We start from the raw sequence: 16,411 nt of genomic DNA on the forward strand, positions 1-16,411 counted from the left end.
CGGGTCAGGCGGTGCGAGTCATCAGGTGGTATTTGTCGCGCGGTTTGAAACCCGCGCGCTGGTAGAGCCGTTGGGCCGCTTCGTCATCGCGGTCGACCTCGAGGTGCAACGCCTTGATCCCGTGGCTCTCCAGCGCGGGCAGAAGCGAGAGCAGCACCTCGCTGCCCATGCCACGGCCGCGGACACGCTCGCGGATGAAGAACTCGTCGATGAAGCCGTCCATGCCGCCCATTTCGACCGAGTAGCCAAAGGAGATGATGATATAGCCGACGGGGGCCACGCGCGGGCCGATCAGGTAGGCGACACCGTGAGGGATGCCTTCGAGAAGCGGCATCAGGGCGGCGTTGCGCCCATCTTGCGTGGTCTCGATGCCGCTAAATACATGGTAGGCGGCAACAAGGGCTTCGAGTTTGGGCAGGTCGTCGGGGCGGGCGAGTTGAAGGGTGCTCATGAGATCGGGCTTTCCATAAGAAGGGCGCGGGCCTCGAGCGTGTCGATCAGCGCGGATTTGCAGGCGCCATATGCGGCGTGGTCGTTGGGGTGTTCGCCAAGGCAGCGGGCCTTGGTGGCGCCGTAGGCAGCCCGGACATGGCTGTCGCGGCGCAGGAGGTCGCGGAAGGCAAGATGCCTTTTAATCTCGGCTGAGCCCTGTTCGTAGCAATGGGCCTGGACCTGGCGTGTTCCGCAAGCATGGTCGCGGTGCAGGTAGGTGCGGCCCGGCAGCCCGAAATTGCCCATCCATTCAAAGCCGGCCGATTCGAGGGCAGGACGTTTTGCATCAAGCGCGGCGTGGGAGGTAACGACCGGCAGGAGGTCGATCACCGGTTTCGCCGTCAACCCGCGCACCGAGGTCGAGCCGATATGGTGGATCTCGATGCAGGCGGAACCGAGGAGGTCTGTCAGTTCCTTGATCAGTACCTCGGCTTGTTTCGGCCAAAGCGGATTGTAGGGCGTGAGCGGCGGCATCATAGGCGGGCGAGCCGCTCGGTCAGAAGGGCAAAGAAACCGTCGGCGTCGATGTCCCCCATGAAGGTGGCGTTGGGAGCGCGATCGGTAACGCCCCACCAGTCGGCGACGGTCATGCCCATGGTCAGCTCGGAATGGGTTTCGATCTCGACGTTGATATGGCGGCCCGAAAAGAGGCCCGGTTGCAGCAGGTAAGCGGTGACGCAGGGATCATGCAGCGGGGCACCGGCGGAGCCGTATTTTTCCTTGTCGAACCGTTCGAAGAAATCGGTCATCTGGGCGACGGCGATGCCTACGGGGGTGCCAAGGGCGCGGAACGCGTCGTTGCGCGGTTTCGTGACCAGTGCCTTGTGGGTTACATCGAGCGGCATTACGGTGATAGGAACGCCAGATTTAAAAACGATATGAGCGGCTTGCGGGTCGACGTAAATGTTGAACTCGGCGGCCGGAGTGATGTTGCCGACCTCGAAATAGGCACCACCCATGAGGACGATTTCAGCCACCCGTTCCATGATGTCCGGTGCCTTTTCAAACGCCATGGCGATGTTGGTGAGCGGGCCCAGCGGACAGAGGGTGACCATGCCGGGATCATGGGCACGCAGCGTGTCGATGATGAAGTCGACGGCGTGCTGGTCCTGCAGGGACATTTCCGGGTCCGGTAGATCGGGGCCGTCAAGGCCGGTTTTACCATGAACATGCTCGGCCGTGACCAGATCGCGGCCCAGGGGACGGTCGCATCCGGCAAAGACCATTACATCAGGTTTGCCTGCCAACTCACAGACAATACGCGCATTTTTAGACGTTAGGGGCAGGGGAACATTGCCTGCGACACATGTGATGCCCAGCACGTCAATCTCGTCCGGACTGGCCAGAGCCAGAAGGATGGCGACGGCATCGTCCTGGCCCGGATCGGTGTCGATGATAATCTTGCGCATGTGGCGTGGTTCCCTGCTGCCCTCGGGGGGACCATGACCAAGGGCGCCGGGATTGTCCACCATGGGAGGTGGCGGGTTTCCGCCCTGTCGGTGTGATTGGTTGGTGGCCCGGATCGGGAGGCCGGACTTGCCACACCGCGCGAACCGTGTTGCACTGGGCAAGGTTGCCCGTTGCGGGCGAGATCGCCGATTGTTTGAACAGATTTGAATCAGGGAAGGTAGTGCAGAATGTCGGATCGGACAGCCCGAAACGGGATCATTGCGGTGATGGTTTTCGCCATCGGAACAATGGGGGGCATGTGGGGTTCCCCGGCAACGGCGGGTAGCAAAAAAATCCTGATATCGGAGGGAGGCACGCCGGGGGCGACCTTGCATTTGGCGGGCAGCCTGAAAGGGGTGGGCAAGAAAAAGAAACAGCGTCTGTCGGTGAAAAAGCGGAGTGGGCCAGGGGTGGCCTCGGCCGGCGGCGGCACTGTGAAGGGGTTCAAAGGCAGCGATGAAGAGTTGCAGGCGGTGAAGACACGCAGGAGGCTGGGTGTATCAACTACCGCGGGGGGCACCCCGGAGGGTTTCAAAGGCAGCGATGAGGAGTTGCAGGTGAAGGGGCGGAACTGAAACCTGCCGAAGCGGAAAAGGGGATCAGCCGTCGGAGAGTTTGGGGAAGTGACCTGCGGCGGCCATTTCGCCCAGGGTCTTCTTGACCTTGGTGCTGGAAATCGACGGCGTACGCGGCAGGTAATGCACAGTACAATGCTCTGAGAGCGCATCGAATTTACCGGTCCAATCGTCGCCCATGACGAAGGTATCGACCTCGTATTTGTGGATATCTCCGGGTTTCTGCTCCCAGTCATTTTCCGGGAAAACGTCATCAACATAACGGCAAGCAAGCAGGATTTCGGCCCGGTGCTCGTAGGGGATGACGGTTTTCTTGCCCTTGATGGCGTTGAATTCGTCCGACGAGCAACCGACGATCAACCGGTCGCCCATCGCGGCCATGCGCTGCAAGAGACGGACATGGCCGACATGAAACAGGTCGAACGTGCCGTAGGTCAGAATGGTTTTGGGATGCGGGGCGCTCATGCGGCCTGCTCCGCGTGATCGAGCGCGTTTTTGAACACGGCGAAGCGGCGGTTGGCATGGGCCCAGTTGAAGGCAAAGCCCGGGTCGGGATGTTTCCAGCCGTCACCATAATTGACCGCAAGCATCGCTTCGGGATCTTTCGGGATCGGCAGGCCGGTGGTTTCGCAGGGTTTCAGCGGAAAGACCTGATCTTCGGTCAGGTCGCCGCAGGTGTGCGGATAGACATAGACCTGCCCTTCATCCACCCAGGCTGGGAAAAGGTCGACATTGTAGCCGCCAGAGGCCTTGAGCTTCATCGTGCCGGGGTTGGTGGGCTGGCGTTCGGACAGAAAGCCCGCGTTTTGCAGCAATTCTCGGGTCTTTTTCCATTGCTCGACGGCTTCGACGGTCGAGGAGGCATCAAGCCGGATGGCGAGGTCGACATCGTCGTCATGGGCAATCAGCGCCTTGTCGCGTACCGCGCCCAGGAGGGTGCCGGAGTTGAGGAACACCTCGGAGCCGACGGCCTTGAGATTTGACATGACCTGTTCGATATCAGCCCAGACCTCGGCCTGGTTCATCGTGCCGAAGGCGGAATGGAAGTGCAGCCCTTCAAGCTCTTTCCGATCACGCACGGAATACGTCAGAACCTGTTGGAATTGCTGATACTTCTCGATCTTGCCGTCTTCGAGCCGGGCGCGAAACAGGCGGTAGAGCGGTTTTTGGGCGCGCCGCGGGCGGCCGCCGCGGGCGATGATCGCCAGAATGGTGGCTTCGAGGAACTCGGGCGAGGTGTGATCCTTGGCGGCATCAGCCATTTCGCCCAGTTCGATGACAATTGCGCGGGCCTTGTAGCCGTCGCGTGGCGCGATGATCTGGGACAAGGCGCGGCGGCGCAATTGCTCGATCCGGGCGGCAAACGGGCCGTCCACAGGTGCTTTGTTCATCGAGGTTACCTGTTACGTTTTTGTTTTATCACTGCTTTGCGCGGAATCTACAGCGCAAAGGTGAAAATAGATACAGGCAAATTCGATTGGATAGCCGTCCGTGGCCGGAATGAAACGGCCAAAAAAAGACCGGGCCGCAAGTCTGGGAGGCATCTTGCGGCCCGGGGACGGGGTTGCGTGAAAGCAACGACGTTCTTGGTCAGGGGATCAGCCGTCGAAATCGACTTCTTCAACCAGCTTGAGGGCGTCGGGGCGCATGCGGGCGATGTCCATCAGGTCGGCCTCGTCCGGGGCAAAGCTGCCCCAACTGGCAACCAGGTCCGACGGTGGTGTGCCGGGCGCAATCGGGTATTCGTAATTCGTTTCGGCATAGATCTGCTGTGCCTTGGGTGAGGCCAGGAACTCCATGAATTTGATCGCATTTTCCTTGTTCGGAGCTGCCCCGGTCATGGCGACGCCCGAGATGTTCACATGTGCGCCGCCGTTTTCAAAGGTGGGAAACAGCAGGCGCACCGAGTCGGCCCAGGCCTGTTGCTCTTCGTTTTTCAGCATCGCGCCCATGTAATAGGTGTTGCCGATCGAAATGTCGCATTCGCCGGCCCAGATCGCCTTGATCTGAGCGCGATCATTGCCCTGCGGCTTGCGGGCGAGGTTGGCCTTGAGGCCCTTGAGCCATTCGCGGGTGGCCTCGGCGCCGTGGTGGTGAAGGTAGGCGGCGGTCAGCGCCACGTTATAGGGGTGGGTGCCCGAGCGGGTGCAGATGCGGCCCTTCCACTTGGGATCGACAAGGTCTTCGTAGGTGGTGATGTCGGCATCCGCGACGCGGTCCTTGGAGGCATAGACCACGCGGGCGCGGGTGGTCAGGGTCCACCAGTGACCGTCCGGGTCGTGGAAGGCGGGGGGGACATTGGCGCTGAGCGTGGCGCTGGTAACCGGCTGGGTCAGACCAGCCTCGACCATCGCGGCCATGCGCGCGGCATCGACGGTGAAGATCAGGTCGGCAGGCGAGCGTTTGCCCTCGGCCGTGAGACGTTCGACCATACCTTTCTTCATATAGGCGACGTTGACGTTAATGCCGGTTTCGGCCTCGAAGGCGTCCGTGAGCGGGGCAAGCAGTTCGGGCTGGCGGTAGGAATAGACATTGACGTCGTCGGCGAGGGCCGGTGCGGCCGCAAGGGTGGCGGCCAAGGTGAGGCGGGTGAACATGCGCGGTCTCCGTATTGAGGTGTTCGTTGCGGATTTTAAACCTGAGTAAATTACTTGGGTCAATACCTGAGTTGAAAGCTTAGGTATTTGACTTGGATCAAGAGAGTGAGGGGCCAACCCCTCGCGCTCCCCGAGGCATTTGCAGTCAAATGAAGAAATAGTTTCAGAAGGTTATGAGACGTTCTTCTCGTCCATCTTGGCCTGATTCCAGAGCGCGTCCATCTCTTGGAGGTCGCTGTCGGAGGGGGTTTTACCCTGTTCGGACAGAAGGGATTCGATGCGTTCGAAGCGGCGCGTGAACTTGGCATTGGCGGCGCGCAGCGCTGATTCGGGGTCAATGTCGAGGTGGCGGGCGAGGTTGGCGATGACGAAGAGCAGGTCACCGAACTCTTCGAAGGTCTCCTCTGCTGTGAGGGTGGCGCGGGCCTCGTGCAGTTCGTTGGCTTCTTCGACGATCTTGTCGATCACCTGATCCGTGGAGGGCCAGTCAAAGCCAACACGGGCGGCGCGTTTCTGCAGTTTGACGGCACGCAGCAGGGCTGGCAAACCCACGGCAACGCCATCGAGTGTGCCTTTTTGCGCCTTGGAAGCGCGTTCAGCGGCCTTGATGGTTTCCCAATCGACGGTTTGCTGCTCGGCAGATTTGTCCCGGCTTTCGTTACCAAAGACATGCGGGTGACGCGCCACCATCTTGTCCGACATGGTGTCGGCGACCTGATCAAAGGTGAAATGGCCCGCTTCTTCGGCCATCTGGGCGTGGAACACGGATTGGAACAGCAGATCGCCCAGCTCGCCCTTCAGTTCTTGCCAGGCCTCGCGTTCAATCGCGTCTGCGACCTCGTAGGCCTCTTCGATCGTGTAGGGAGCGATGGTGGCAAAACTCTGTTCGATGTCCCACGGGCAGCCATGATCGGGGTCGCGCAGGGCCCGCATGATTTCCAGCAGGCGCGGCATGCCGCCATGTGGGTCGTGGATCAGGTCGTTATCGGGCATTGCGGTGGGGTCCTTTCTGGGGTTCTAGTTGTGGCCGGAGAGCGAAAGGGAGTCCAGTCATGGCCGTAATCAATCGTATTGCAGGGTTTGCCGAGGAGATGGCCGGGTGGCGGCGGCATTTGCACATGAACCCCGAGTTGGGGCTGGACTGTCATCAGACGGCGGCCTTTGTTGTGGAGCGGTTGCGAGAGTTCGGCGTCGACGAGATTCACGAGGGCATCGCGCGCAGCGGTGTCGTTGCAGTGATCAACGGTACGGGCGAGGGGCCGGTGACGGGATTGCGCGCGGACATGGACGCGCTGCCGATGCAGGAGGAAACCGGCGCCGAGTGGGCCTCGCAAGTTGAGGGACGGATGCATGCCTGCGGTCATGACGGGCATACGGCGATGCTGCTGGGCGCGGCGAAATACCTGTCCGAGACACGCAATTTCGGCGGCAAGGCAGTGCTGATCTTCCAGCCGGCGGAAGAGACCATCGGCGGTGGGCGGATCATGGTGGAAGAGGGCATGATGGACCGGTTCGACGTGGGCGAGGTCTATGCGCTTCATACCGATCCGTTTGGTGGTGCTGGAGAGTTCCGCACGAGAACCGGGCCTTTGCTGGCGGCGGTGGATGATTTTGAGATTTTCCTGACTGGCAAGGGCGGGCATGCAGCCTACCCGGACGCCTGTATTGATCCGCTTCCGGCAGCGGCGGCGATTTTGCAGGCGATGCAGACGGTGGTGAGCCGCAACGTGAAGCCGCTGGACGAATTGGTGGTTTCGGTGACGCAGATTCACGGCGGCAGCGCGATGAACATCATCCCCGAAAGCGCCTATCTGGCAGGCACCGTGCGCAGTTTCAGCCCCGCGGTGCGCGACATGGCCGAGAAGCGGATTGGCGAGATTGTGACGGCGCAGGCCAGCGTGTACGGGGTTGAGGCGCGGCTGGACTATCAACGCAACTACCCGGCGACGGTGAACCACGGCGCGCAGACCGAAAAAGGCGCAGAGATTGCTCGCGAGGTGGCAGGTGAGGACAACGTGCTGACCGCGCTGCCACCTGAGATGGGAGCCGAGGATTTTTCCTATATGCTTGAGGCGCGGCCGGGGGCGTTTTTCTTCCTGGGGCAGGGGGTCGGGCCGTCAGTGCATCACCCCGAGTTCGATTTCAACGATGAGGTGGCGCCTGTGGGGGCGAGCTTCTTTGCCCGCTTGATCGAGCGGCATCATCCCGTGGGGTAAGACTTGCCCGCCCGACGCATTTGGGCTTGAGTTGGCGGCGGAGCATTGGAGGGACCTATCATGGCTGTGATCAACAGAATTGCCGGGCTGGCGGACGAGATGACCGCATGGCGGCGTCACATTCACGAGAATCCCGAGTTGGGACGCGACTGTCACCAAACGGCGGCTTTCGTAGTGGAGCGGTTGAAGGAGTTCGGGATCACCGATATTACCACCGGCTGGGCCGAAAGCGGCGTGGTCGCGGTGATCGAGGGGCAGGGCGACGGTCCGACGATCGGGCTGCGCGCGGATATGGATGCGCTGCCGATTCTAGAGGAAACCGGCCTTGATTATGCATCGAAAGTGCCCGGCAAGATGCATGCCTGTGGCCATGACGGGCATACGGCGATGCTGCTGGGGGCAGCGAAATACCTGTCGGAGACGCGCAATTTCGCGGGCCGTGCAGTGTTGCTGTTTCAGCCCGACGAGGAAGGTGGCGGCGGCGGCGAGGTCATGGTGCAGGAAGGTGTCATGGACAAATACGCCATCGACGAGGTTTACGGCATTCACAACGGGCCGGGCCTGCCCACGGGCATGATCGGCACCGCGCCGGGGCCGTTGATGGCAGCGGCGGATTCCTTCTACATCGACATTCAAGGCAGCGGCGGCCATGGGGCCGAACCGCACGAAACGGTGGACCCGGTGGTGGCGGCCGTGAGCATCGTGCAGGCGTTCCAGACCATCGTTAGTCGGAACAATGATGCGCAGAAGCGGCTGGTGATTTCGGTCACGCAGATCAACACCGGCACGGCCAGCAACATCATCCCGGATACCGCGCGAATTTGCGGTACGGTGCGCTGTTTCGATGCAGAGGTGCGTGACATGGTCGAGCGCCGGATGGGCGAGATCGTGGCAGGGCAGGCGGCGAGCTTCGGTGTCGAGGCGGTGCTGGACTATGACCGTGGTTATCCGCCGACGGTAAATGATGTCGACAAGGCGCGGTTTGCGGCAGAGGTTGCGCGCGATGTTGTCGGAGCCGATCAGGTGGAGGGCAACGCGCGCCCGATCATGGCGGCCGAGGATTTTTCCTACATGCTGGAGGCGCGGCCCGGAGCCTATGCCTTTGTCGGCAACGGGGTCGAGGGCGCGACGGTGCATCACCCGAAATACGATTTCAACGACGAGATCGCGCCGGTGGGGGCGTCGTTCCTGGCGCGGCTGGTCGAGAAGGCGGCGCCTCTGTAAGCTGAGAGACCACGCCCGCGAGGGGCAATGCCCATCCCGTCGACGGAAGGTATGCGAAGCGATCACCGAGAGTGCCCGCCCCGTGGCCCCGCGCGGGTGGGGTTGACCTTTGGTGGGCTTCCGGCACAATTTGATCAAATTTTTGGAGGGCGACATGGCGCTGGAAGATTCGAAGAACTATGTGGACGAAGCCTTTACCCGGACCAACGACCGGGGGGTGAGTTTCGAGAACACCTTTGGCGGGGCGACGTCGTTTCTGCGGCGGCGTTACACCAAGGACTTGTCAGGGGTGGATATTGCCGTGACCGGCGTGCCGTTCGACCAGGCGGTGACAAACCGCCCCGGCACACGGCTGGGCCCGCGGGCGATCCGCGAGGCGAGTGCCTTGCAGAGCCCGGATGCGCCTTATGGCTGGGGGTATAATCCGTTGGAGGAACTGAGCATCGTCGATTACGGCGATGTGGCGTTTGACTATGCCAATATCCCGGCGTTTCCCGATGCGTTGACGGCGCATATTCGCGGCATACTTGAGGCAGGCGCGGCGAGCGTGACGCTGGGCGGGGATCACTATATTTCGTTTCCGATTCTAAAGGCTTATGCCGAGAAGTTTGGGCCCATTTCGCTGATCCAGGTGGATGCGCACACGGATACCTGGGCCGACGATGACATGTCCCGGGTGGATCATGGGACGATGTTTTACAAGGCGGTGAAAAGCGGGATCGTGGACCCGAAGACATCGGTGCAGATCGGAATCCGGACGCATAACGACGACACACTGGGCGTGAATATCATCGACGCCCGCGAGGTGCACGAGAAGGGCCCGGCAGCGGCGGCGGAGAAGGCGCGCGCGATTGTTGCGGATCGGCCGGTTTACCTGAGCTTTGACATTGATGGGCTGGACCCGGGGGTTGCGCCGGGAACGGGCACTCCGGTTTGGGGTGGCCTGAGTTCTGGTCAGGCGGCGATCCTGCTGCGCGACCTGGCCGGGATCAACCTGGTTGGCGGCGACATCGTCGAGGTATCACCACCGTTTGATCCCAGCGGAGCAACGGCCATCGCCGGTGCCCATGTGGCGATGGAGATCATCTGTCTTTGGGGCTGGACGCGGCGTCAGGCTTGATGTGGTATCGAATGCCGGTCAGGTCGGGGTGAGTATTTGTGCAAAGAAAGAGAGCGGGATTGGGAATGGTCATTGTCTGGGTCTTTCTGGCGGTTGTCGTGCTGTTTGGGGCCTATGTGCGCCTGGCGCCCAGTGATGTGGGCCGGTGGCATGTGCCGCCGAAAGGCGAGTTGCGCGACAAGGATTTCCAGAACGGAGCGATCCGGGTGGTGCAGGCCGGACCGGATGGGCTGGCGCGGATGGGCGAGATTGCCGGAGGCTGGCCGCGCACGAAACTTCTGGCCGGGTCTGTCGCTGAGGGCATGGTGACCTATGTCACGCGGACTGCTTTCTGGGGATTTCCGGATTACACCACGGTGCAGATCGGTGAGGGGCAGTTGGTGCTCTATGCCCGCTCACGATTTGGACGGCGTGATATGGGCGTCAACCGGGACCGACTGGAGGCGTGGCTCAAGCAGTTGTGAGGTGGTGCAGCCGTCCTCGACCTTGCGCCACATCGGCACGTTCAGCGACATCTGGCATTGGGCGGTGAACATCTTGCCGTCGACATGGAGGCAGATCTTCTCGCCAAGATCGACGCGACCACCTGTTGAATCGGTGCAATAGCAATCGATCGTCTTGCCATTATTTTGAATGTCAGCCAGCGCCGGGAATGCGGCGAGCCCGAGTGCGAGAGGGATCAGAAGCCGTTTCATAGTATAAGTATAGCATGATGAATCCGTGCGGGGAATGTCGCCAAAAAGCGCAGGCGGCTTGACGCTGGCACCGGGATGGGAGAGAGACGGGCCATGGTTCCATTGGACAGATTAGAGCAGATCACCGGCCGGTTTGAGTACCTCGAGGCGCAGATGGCCGAGGGCGGCGGGGATATTGCAAAACTCGCCAAGGAGTATTCCGATCTGCGGCCCGTGGTGGAGCAGATTGCCGACTATCGCCTGCTTCTGGATGATATTGCCGAGGCCGAGGCGATGTTGGCCGACCCCGAGATGAAGGAATTGGCCGAGGAGGAATTGCCGGAGTTGCGGGCGCGCCTGCCAGAGGCCGAGGACGCCTTGCAACTGGCGCTGTTGCCGAAGGATGCGGCAGACGCGCGGCCTGCGTTGGTCGAGATCAGGCCGGGGACCGGGGGCGACGAGGCGGCGTTGTTTGCCGGCGACCTGCTGCGGATGTATCAGCGCTATGCCGAGGGCAGGGGCTGGAAGTTCGAAATCCTTGAGCAAAGCCTGAGCGAATTGGGTGGGATCAAGGAGGTGGTCGCGCGGGTGTCGGGCGAAAACGTCTTTGCCCGGCTGAAGTTCGAGAGCGGCGTGCACCGGGTGCAGAGGGTGCCCGAAACCGAAAGCGGTGGGCGTATTCATACCAGTGCGGCAACGGTGGCGGTGCTGCCCGAGGCCGAGGATGTGGATATCGCGATTGATGCGGGTGACATCCGGATCGACACGATGCGGGCCTCGGGGTCCGGGGGGCAGCACGTGAACACCACCGATTCCGCCGTCAGGATCACCCATATTCCGTCGGGCATCATGGTGACCTCTTCCGAGAAATCGCAGCACCGGAACCGGGAGATCGCAATGCAGGTGCTGAAAACCCGGCTTTTCGACATGGAACGGCAGCGCGCCGCAGACGAACGGGCGGCGGATCGCAAGGCGCAGGTGGGCTCCGGCGACCGGTCGGAACGCATTCGGACGTATAATTTCCCGCAAGGACGGATGACCGATCATCGGATCAACCTGACGCTTTACAAGCTGGATGCGGTGATGGGCGGTGATCTCGACGAGATCGTCGATGCGCTGACCGCAGATCATCAGGCGTGCCTTCTGGCGGAGATGGAAGGGTGATCGGACGTGACGGCGCGGTCGCGCTGACAGTGCGCGACGGGTTGGCAGGGCTGACCCGGTATTTCAGGGATGGTGGGATCGAGACGCCGGGTACGGATGCGCGGCTGTTGCTGGCGCATGTTTTACAAGTCGAGCCAGGCCGGTTGATCATCATGGCAGACGATCCGCTGAAGGAGGCGGCGCTGGAGAGGGCCTATGTGCTTGGGGCACGGCGGCGGGATCGGGAGCCGATGTCGCATATCCTGGGTGGGCGCGAGTTCTATGGGCGCTGGCTCGAGGTAACTGGCGATGTGCTGGACCCCCGGCCCGAGACCGAGACGCTGATTGAAGCAGCGTTGCGGAAGCCGTTCAACGAGGTTCTGGACCTTGGCACCGGATCGGGCGCGATATTGGTGAGCTTGCTGGCCGAGAAAGGCGAAGCGACAGGGATTGGAACCGATTTGTCGGGGCGGGCGCTGGCGGTCGCGGAGAAGAACGCTGAGGCCCTTGGCGTTGGAGAACGCGCAGGATTTCTGGAGAGTGATTGGTACGCTGGTGTGGCCGGTCAGTTCGACCTGATTGTGTCGAACCCGCCATATATCGCGGCGGATGAAATGCCGGGGCTGGCGCCGGAACTTGCCCATGAACCGCGCATGGCGCTGACCGACGAAGCGGACGGTTTTAGCGCCTACCGGATCATTGCCCAGGAAGCGCCAGAGCACCTGCTGCCCAATGGCCGGTTGATGGTAGAGATCGGGCCGACACAGGGGGCGGTGGTGGCGGCGATGTTCCGTGAGGCCGGGTTTGACAGTGTAGAGATTCTGCCCGATCTGGATGGGCGGGATCGGGTCGTGGCGGGGGTAAAGCCGCGCGAATAGGACCGAAAAGCCACGCCAGGCGGCGAAAACACGCGGATTTGTACCCTATTGGCACAGTTAGCCCTTGTTAATCCCTCTCTGGCATGGTTACTCAGGGGCATCAAGACGGTGGATGGCCCTTGGCCGGTCCCGCTCGATACCAAGCCAGACAGTTTGCACCCGGCAAGAATGCGCAAAGCGCGTGTCGGAGCGGCAAAGCCCGTTCAACTCCTTGAACACGCTTAGAGAACCCGTAGGGAACCCAGAGAAGACATGAGATCATCCAAGAACCGCTCGCGGTCGAACAAAAACCGCAACCGTTCCGGCGGCAATATCGGCAACATCATGAACCGGGTGTTTGACAGCTCGGGGCCGGAAGGCAAGGTGCGCGGCACGCCGCAGCAGATCATTGACAAATACAACCAATTGGCGCGCGACGCGCAGCTGTCGGGTGACCGCGTGGCGCTGGAAAACTTCCAGCAGCACGCCGAGCATTACCAGCGCATGCTGAGTGCGGCGCAACGCGAGCTTGAAGCGCGGCGCGAGCAGCAGGAACAGCAGAACCGCGAGCGCCAGGCCGAACGCGATCGTGAGCGTGCCGCCCGCCAGGAGCGCGAGTCAAATGGCGGTCAGCCGGCCGACAAGGTTCAGGGCAAGGATCAGGCCAAGGATCCGGGCGCAACCCCGCAGCCCGACGTGATCGAGCCGGTCGACAGCGATGGCGACAGCGGATTGGTGGAAACACCGGAAGCAGCAGCGTCCAAGCCGGAGGCTGAGAAAAAGCCGAAACCCCGGACGCGGCGCAAACCTAAAAAGGTTGAAAGCGGCGAAGGCAATGAGGGCAACGAGGCGGCCGAGTAAGGTTCAGCCTTCCGCCACGATGCGGGCCAGCGCACAGAATTGCTCCAGGGACACGGTCTCTGCACGCGCCGTCGGGTCAATCCCGGCGGCGCGTAGCTTTTCTTCGACATCTCCCCCCAGGCCCTTGAGGCTGGCCCGCAGCATCTTGCGGCGCTGATTGAACCCCATGGCGACCACGCGTTCCAGGACCTTGGGATCGGCAGGGAAGCGCGGTTCGGGCAGGGCGGTGAGGTGGACCACGGCGGACGAGACCTTGGGCGGCGGGGTGAAGGCCTGAGGTGGCAGGCTCATCACGATGCGGGCGTCGCAGCGCCATTGCGCCAGGATGGCGAGACGACCATAGGTCTTGCCGCCGGGCTGGGCGACGATACGTTCGGCCACCTCGCGTTGGAACATCAGGGTGAGCGACTGCCAGAAAGGTGGCCACCGGGGCGGGGTGAGCCAGCGCACCAGCAGTTCGGTGCCCACGTTATAGGGCAAGTTGGCTGCAATGCGGATGGGCGGGGTCAGGTGGGTCAGCGGGTCGACTTCGAGTGCGTCACCGTTGATGATCTCGAGCTGGCCGGGATAGGCGGCGGCGATCTCTTCCAGGGCGGGGAGGCAGCGGGCATCCTTTTCGATGGCAAGGACACGACGGGCACCCTCGGCCAGAAGACCTCGGGTCAGGCCGCCGGGGCCAGGGCCGATTTCAAGAACGTCGCAGTCGGATAGTTCCCCAGCCGAACGGGCGATCTTGGCGGTGAGGTTGAGATCAAGCAGGAAGTTCTGGCCCAGCGATTTACGGGCGGAAAGGCCGTGGTTGGCGATCACCTCGCGCAGGGGGGGGAGCGGGTCAATCGGCATTATTGACTCCCTGGCCGGGAAGCCGTTTCGAAACGGCTTCAACAAGCGGCTTCGAAGCCGCTTTGAACGCGATTTTGAAATCGCGCGGGCAAGGATTTTCGAAAATCCTTGCGGTGTTCATGTCGAGGCTCCAGCCATGCGCCAGGCCACTTTCAGGGCCTCGATGGTGGAAGAGGGATTGGCCACACCGGTGCCGGCGATATCGAAGGCGGTGCCATGATCGGGCGAGGTGCGAATGAAGGGCAGGCCGAGGGTGACATTCACCCCGCGGTCGAAATCCAGCGTCTTGATCGGGATCAGTGCCTGATCGTGATAGGCGCAGACTGCCGCATCGTAACGCGCCCTTGCGGCGGCGTGAAACATCGTGTCGGCGGGCAGGGGGCCGAGCAGGTCGAAACCTTCGCTGCGCATCTGGTCCAGCAGAGGCCCCATCCAGCGCAGCTCATCATCGCCCATGGCGCCGCCTTCGCCGGCATGGGGGTTGAGACCGGCCACGGCAATGCGTGGGGTGGCGATGCCGAATTGCGTGATCAACCCGTTGCGGGTGATCTCGATGGTCTCGCGCAGCAGCTCCGGGGTGAGCGCCGCGGGCACGTCGCGCAGAGCGATATGGATGGTGGCGGGGACGACGCGCAACTGCTCGGAGGCCAACATCATCACCACCCGCGCGCAACCGCCGAGATGGGCCAGGTATTCGGTATGGCCGGGAAAGGCGAACCCGGCGCCGTCCTTCAACGCCTTTTTGTGAATCGGCAGGGTACAGACGGCCGAGGCGGCGCCGGATTTGGCCAGGTCAACCGCGCGGGCGATGACGTCAATCACCCCTTGGGCGTTCTCTGCCGAGGGCTGTCCCGGTGTGGCCGGGGCGGCAAAGCTGTGACGCAGGACCGGCAACCCGTGGCTCATGGCGGCGCGCGCTTCGGCCGGGTCCGCGATTTCGATGATTGCCGACCCGGCAGGCAGGTGGGTGGGATCGCCGATCCAGAACAATTCAAGCGTGCCGTTCAGCACATCGCAGGCCTTAATGGCCAGTTCCGGCCCGATCCCGGCGGGTTCGCCGCATGTCAGAGCGATCGGGGCCGGGCGTGCACCGGGGCTCATTTCTCGATGATGCGCGCCTCGGAGCGCAGCTGTTCGAGATACCCGTCAGCAAAGCTTTGCAGGCGGCGGTTCTGCAGGGATAGCTCGATTTGGCCGGGCTCGAGTTCCTCGGCGATCTTGGGCGTGCGGCCGCAAAGCATCAGGAAGACAAGGGTCTGCCCACCCGCGCGGGTCAGGTTGGTCGAGACCTCGTGCTTGTCGAGCTTGGCCAGTTCCAGCGCGATATCCTGGGGAATTTCGCCGGGTTTCTTGGCGCCGCGCTCGAGCACCTCTTCGGGCTGGCCCTTGGCGATGCCGTAGAGATCATCGCAGGTGTCGATCCGGTCGCGGGTTTTCTTGGCGGTGGCCAGGGCCTGCGGAGTGCGGCCGCCGTCGATGTAATAGGCGGCATATTCGATGGCCGAATACTCCGGCGCGGGGGCCTTGCCCTCTTCGATGGCGCGCAGCTGGAACAGCGCGATGGCACCGGAGATCGGGATCGGTTTGGTTACCTGGCCGGGGGCAAGGCCGAGGATCTGGCCCTGGATCGCCGGCGGCAGCTTATTGATCGGCATCCAGTTGACTTTGCCGCCGCGGCCGCGGGTTGGTGCGGCCGAGTAATTGCGCGCAGCCCGGGCAAAGGCCGAGATCGTGGTGATCTGCGAAATCTCGTTGGCGCGGGCCTCGGCGCGGTCTTCCTGGCCGGGTTTCACGGGGATGTAAATCTCGGAGATCAGCACCCGCACACCGCTGGCGGCGTTCGATGCCAGGGCGCGCTCGACGTCGGCCTTGCCGACCTGTATTCGCGGCCCGAACTTTGCCCGCACCAGGTGGCGCCATGCCACGCCGGAGTGAATAAAGTCACGGTAGGTTTCCCGCGCAACGCCCGCACTTTCGAGTGCCTTGACGAACTGATCGTTGGTCATGTTGGCTCGACCGGCGAATTCTTCCATGCCGGCCTCCAGATCCTCGGCGCCGACTTCCAGACCGTGCGCCTCGGCGGCGTCGAGCTTGAGCCGTTCTTCGATCAGCTGTTTGCGGGCCTCTTCATTGGCATTGCCGGGGGCGCGGAACAGTTGCAGCATACGCGCACGTTGTTGCAGCTCGTAATGGGTAATGACCTTGTCATTGACCTTTACCGCCGGAGCAAAAAGGTTTTGCGCTGTGGCCATATCCGGGGTCAGACCGGCCAGCGTAAGCGTGGCGGCGGTCATCAGTGAGAAGAAAAATCTGGCGATCCGGGTCATCCTGCCTGTCCTGTCGTGCTTTGCCGTTTCCGG

General features: G+C 62.3%; 19 protein-coding genes. 8 read left to right on the forward strand and 11 right to left on the reverse strand.

The genetic code is table 11. The features are described 5' to 3' along the window. Positions 1–4: 4 nt before the first annotated feature. The 3 genes from RXV86_RS04000 to RXV86_RS04010 are packed head-to-tail and all read right to left on the reverse strand — an operon-like array spanning position 5 to position 1,901. Complete coding sequence (locus RXV86_RS04000; protein WP_316297651.1) at positions 5–451, reverse strand: GNAT family N-acetyltransferase; 447 nt, start codon at positions 449–451, stop codon at positions 5–7. Continuing rightward, on the reverse strand, positions 448–966 hold the full coding sequence (locus tag RXV86_RS04005) for a GrpB family protein (protein WP_316297652.1): 519 nt from the start codon (positions 964–966) through the stop codon (positions 448–450). Before RXV86_RS04005 ends, RXV86_RS04000 begins: the two co-directional genes overlap by 4 nt. Continuing rightward, positions 966–1,901, reverse strand: coding sequence for a nucleoside hydrolase (locus RXV86_RS04010; protein WP_316297654.1), 936 nt, complete (start codon positions 1,899–1,901; stop codon positions 966–968). Before RXV86_RS04010 ends, RXV86_RS04005 begins: the two co-directional genes overlap by 1 nt. Positions 1,902–2,129: 228 nt before the next feature. Between RXV86_RS04010 and RXV86_RS04015 the strand changes: the two genes are divergently transcribed. Then, entirely contained in the window at positions 2,130–2,516 is a 387-nt protein-coding gene (locus RXV86_RS04015) for a hypothetical protein (RefSeq protein ID WP_316297656.1), read from the forward strand. A gap of 24 nt (positions 2,517–2,540) precedes the next feature. Here the strand turns inward: RXV86_RS04015 and RXV86_RS04020 are convergent, their stop codons facing one another. The 4 genes from RXV86_RS04020 to mazG all read right to left on the reverse strand — a co-directional run bounded on the left by RXV86_RS04020 (position 2,541) and on the right by mazG (position 6,106). Then, the gene (locus RXV86_RS04020) at positions 2,541–2,981 is read right to left on the reverse strand and encodes an adenylyltransferase/cytidyltransferase family protein (RefSeq protein ID WP_316297658.1); all 441 of its coding nucleotides are present in this window, start codon (positions 2,979–2,981) and stop codon (positions 2,541–2,543) included. Beyond that, positions 2,978–3,907, reverse strand: coding sequence for a LicD family protein (locus RXV86_RS04025; protein ID WP_316297660.1), 930 nt, complete (start codon positions 3,905–3,907; stop codon positions 2,978–2,980). The genes RXV86_RS04020 and RXV86_RS04025 overlap by 4 nt, the downstream gene beginning before the upstream one ends. 207 nt (positions 3,908–4,114) lie before the next feature. Beyond that, complete coding sequence (locus tag RXV86_RS04030; RefSeq protein WP_316297661.1) at positions 4,115–5,113, reverse strand: Fe(3+) ABC transporter substrate-binding protein; 999 nt, start codon at positions 5,111–5,113, stop codon at positions 4,115–4,117. Between the two features lie 171 nt (positions 5,114–5,284). Then, positions 5,285–6,106 (reverse strand): nucleoside triphosphate pyrophosphohydrolase, encoded by an 822-nt coding sequence (mazG, locus tag RXV86_RS04035; protein ID WP_316297663.1) that lies wholly within the window; start codon positions 6,104–6,106, stop codon positions 5,285–5,287. A gap of 59 nt (positions 6,107–6,165) precedes the next feature. Between mazG and RXV86_RS04040 the strand changes: the two genes are divergently transcribed. The 4 genes from RXV86_RS04040 to RXV86_RS04055 all read left to right on the forward strand — a co-directional run bounded on the left by RXV86_RS04040 (position 6,166) and on the right by RXV86_RS04055 (position 10,137). Next, positions 6,166–7,329 (forward strand): M20 aminoacylase family protein, encoded by a 1,164-nt coding sequence (locus RXV86_RS04040; RefSeq protein ID WP_316297665.1) that lies wholly within the window; start codon positions 6,166–6,168, stop codon positions 7,327–7,329. Between the two features lie 60 nt (positions 7,330–7,389). Beyond that, positions 7,390–8,553 (forward strand): M20 aminoacylase family protein, encoded by a 1,164-nt coding sequence (locus RXV86_RS04045; RefSeq protein ID WP_316297667.1) that lies wholly within the window; start codon positions 7,390–7,392, stop codon positions 8,551–8,553. A gap of 154 nt (positions 8,554–8,707) precedes the next feature. Beyond that, entirely contained in the window at positions 8,708–9,673 is a 966-nt protein-coding gene (gene speB, locus RXV86_RS04050; RefSeq protein ID WP_316297670.1) for an agmatinase, read from the forward strand. A gap of 65 nt (positions 9,674–9,738) precedes the next feature. Then, positions 9,739–10,137, forward strand: coding sequence for a DUF1499 domain-containing protein (locus RXV86_RS04055; protein ID WP_316298441.1), 399 nt, complete (start codon positions 9,739–9,741; stop codon positions 10,135–10,137). Here RXV86_RS04055 and RXV86_RS04060 read toward each other — a convergent pair. Further along, positions 10,069–10,368 (reverse strand): hypothetical protein, encoded by a 300-nt coding sequence (locus tag RXV86_RS04060; RefSeq protein WP_316297671.1) that lies wholly within the window; start codon positions 10,366–10,368, stop codon positions 10,069–10,071. The genes RXV86_RS04055 and RXV86_RS04060 overlap by 69 nt on opposite strands. Before the next feature lie 93 nt (positions 10,369–10,461). Between RXV86_RS04060 and prfA the strand changes: the two genes are divergently transcribed. From prfA to RXV86_RS04075, 3 genes are all read left to right on the forward strand, one after another. Continuing rightward, positions 10,462–11,511, forward strand: coding sequence for a peptide chain release factor 1 (gene prfA, locus RXV86_RS04065; protein WP_316297673.1), 1,050 nt, complete (start codon positions 10,462–10,464; stop codon positions 11,509–11,511). Continuing rightward, positions 11,508–12,368: a peptide chain release factor N(5)-glutamine methyltransferase gene (gene prmC, locus RXV86_RS04070; protein ID WP_316297674.1), complete on the forward strand. Its 861-nt coding sequence runs from the start codon at positions 11,508–11,510 to the stop codon at positions 12,366–12,368. Before prfA ends, prmC begins: the two co-directional genes overlap by 4 nt. A 252-nt stretch (positions 12,369–12,620) precedes the next feature. After that, a complete protein-coding gene (locus tag RXV86_RS04075; protein WP_316297675.1) occupies positions 12,621–13,208 on the forward strand; it encodes a DUF4167 domain-containing protein in 588 nt (195 codons plus the stop codon). Positions 13,209–13,211: 3 nt separating this feature from the next. Here the strand turns inward: RXV86_RS04075 and rsmA are convergent, their stop codons facing one another. The 3 genes from rsmA to RXV86_RS04090 all read right to left on the reverse strand — a co-directional run bounded on the left by rsmA (position 13,212) and on the right by RXV86_RS04090 (position 16,378). After that, a complete protein-coding gene (gene rsmA, locus RXV86_RS04080; RefSeq protein WP_316298443.1) occupies positions 13,212–14,054 on the reverse strand; it encodes a 16S rRNA (adenine(1518)-N(6)/adenine(1519)-N(6))-dimethyltransferase RsmA in 843 nt (280 codons plus the stop codon). A 114-nt stretch (positions 14,055–14,168) separates the two neighbouring features. Next, entirely contained in the window at positions 14,169–15,152 is a 984-nt protein-coding gene (gene pdxA, locus RXV86_RS04085) for a 4-hydroxythreonine-4-phosphate dehydrogenase PdxA (RefSeq protein ID WP_316297676.1), read from the reverse strand. Continuing rightward, entirely contained in the window at positions 15,149–16,378 is a 1,230-nt protein-coding gene (locus RXV86_RS04090) for a peptidylprolyl isomerase (protein WP_316297677.1), read from the reverse strand. Before RXV86_RS04090 ends, pdxA begins: the two co-directional genes overlap by 4 nt. Positions 16,379–16,411: the final 33 nt, after the last annotated feature.

The organism is Aliisedimentitalea sp. MJ-SS2 (genome assembly GCF_032586155.1).
In the GTDB taxonomy this organism is placed as follows: domain Bacteria; phylum Pseudomonadota; class Alphaproteobacteria; order Rhodobacterales; family Rhodobacteraceae; genus JAWHTC01.

Excerpts from the sequence above, each read along its gene's own strand:
- RXV86_RS04000 (WP_316297651.1), bottom strand. The coding sequence starts at position 451 with ATGAGCACCCTTCAACTCGCCCGCCCCGACGACCTGCCCAAACTCGAA.
- RXV86_RS04005 (WP_316297652.1), bottom strand. The coding sequence starts at position 966 with ATGCCGCCGCTCACGCCCTACAATCCGCTTTGGCCGAAACAAGCCGAG.
- RXV86_RS04010 (WP_316297654.1), bottom strand. The coding sequence starts at position 1,901 with ATGCGCAAGATTATCATCGACACCGATCCGGGCCAGGACGATGCCGTC.
- RXV86_RS04015 (WP_316297656.1), top strand. The coding sequence starts at position 2,130 with ATGTCGGATCGGACAGCCCGAAACGGGATCATTGCGGTGATGGTTTTC.
- RXV86_RS04020 (WP_316297658.1), bottom strand. The coding sequence starts at position 2,981 with ATGAGCGCCCCGCATCCCAAAACCATTCTGACCTACGGCACGTTCGAC.
- RXV86_RS04025 (WP_316297660.1), bottom strand. The coding sequence starts at position 3,907 with ATGAACAAAGCACCTGTGGACGGCCCGTTTGCCGCCCGGATCGAGCAA.
- RXV86_RS04030 (WP_316297661.1), bottom strand. The coding sequence starts at position 5,113 with ATGTTCACCCGCCTCACCTTGGCCGCCACCCTTGCGGCCGCACCGGCC.
- mazG (WP_316297663.1), bottom strand. The coding sequence starts at position 6,106 with ATGCCCGATAACGACCTGATCCACGACCCACATGGCGGCATGCCGCGC.
- RXV86_RS04040 (WP_316297665.1), top strand. The coding sequence starts at position 6,166 with ATGGCCGTAATCAATCGTATTGCAGGGTTTGCCGAGGAGATGGCCGGG.
- RXV86_RS04045 (WP_316297667.1), top strand. The coding sequence starts at position 7,390 with ATGGCTGTGATCAACAGAATTGCCGGGCTGGCGGACGAGATGACCGCA.
- speB (WP_316297670.1), top strand. The coding sequence starts at position 8,708 with ATGGCGCTGGAAGATTCGAAGAACTATGTGGACGAAGCCTTTACCCGG.
- RXV86_RS04055 (WP_316298441.1), top strand. The coding sequence starts at position 9,739 with ATGGTCATTGTCTGGGTCTTTCTGGCGGTTGTCGTGCTGTTTGGGGCC.
- RXV86_RS04060 (WP_316297671.1), bottom strand. The coding sequence starts at position 10,368 with ATGAAACGGCTTCTGATCCCTCTCGCACTCGGGCTCGCCGCATTCCCG.
- prfA (WP_316297673.1), top strand. The coding sequence starts at position 10,462 with ATGGTTCCATTGGACAGATTAGAGCAGATCACCGGCCGGTTTGAGTAC.
- RXV86_RS04075 (WP_316297675.1), top strand. The coding sequence starts at position 12,621 with ATGAGATCATCCAAGAACCGCTCGCGGTCGAACAAAAACCGCAACCGT.
- pdxA (WP_316297676.1), bottom strand. The coding sequence starts at position 15,152 with ATGAGCCCCGGTGCACGCCCGGCCCCGATCGCTCTGACATGCGGCGAA.
- RXV86_RS04090 (WP_316297677.1), bottom strand. The coding sequence starts at position 16,378 with ATGACCCGGATCGCCAGATTTTTCTTCTCACTGATGACCGCCGCCACG.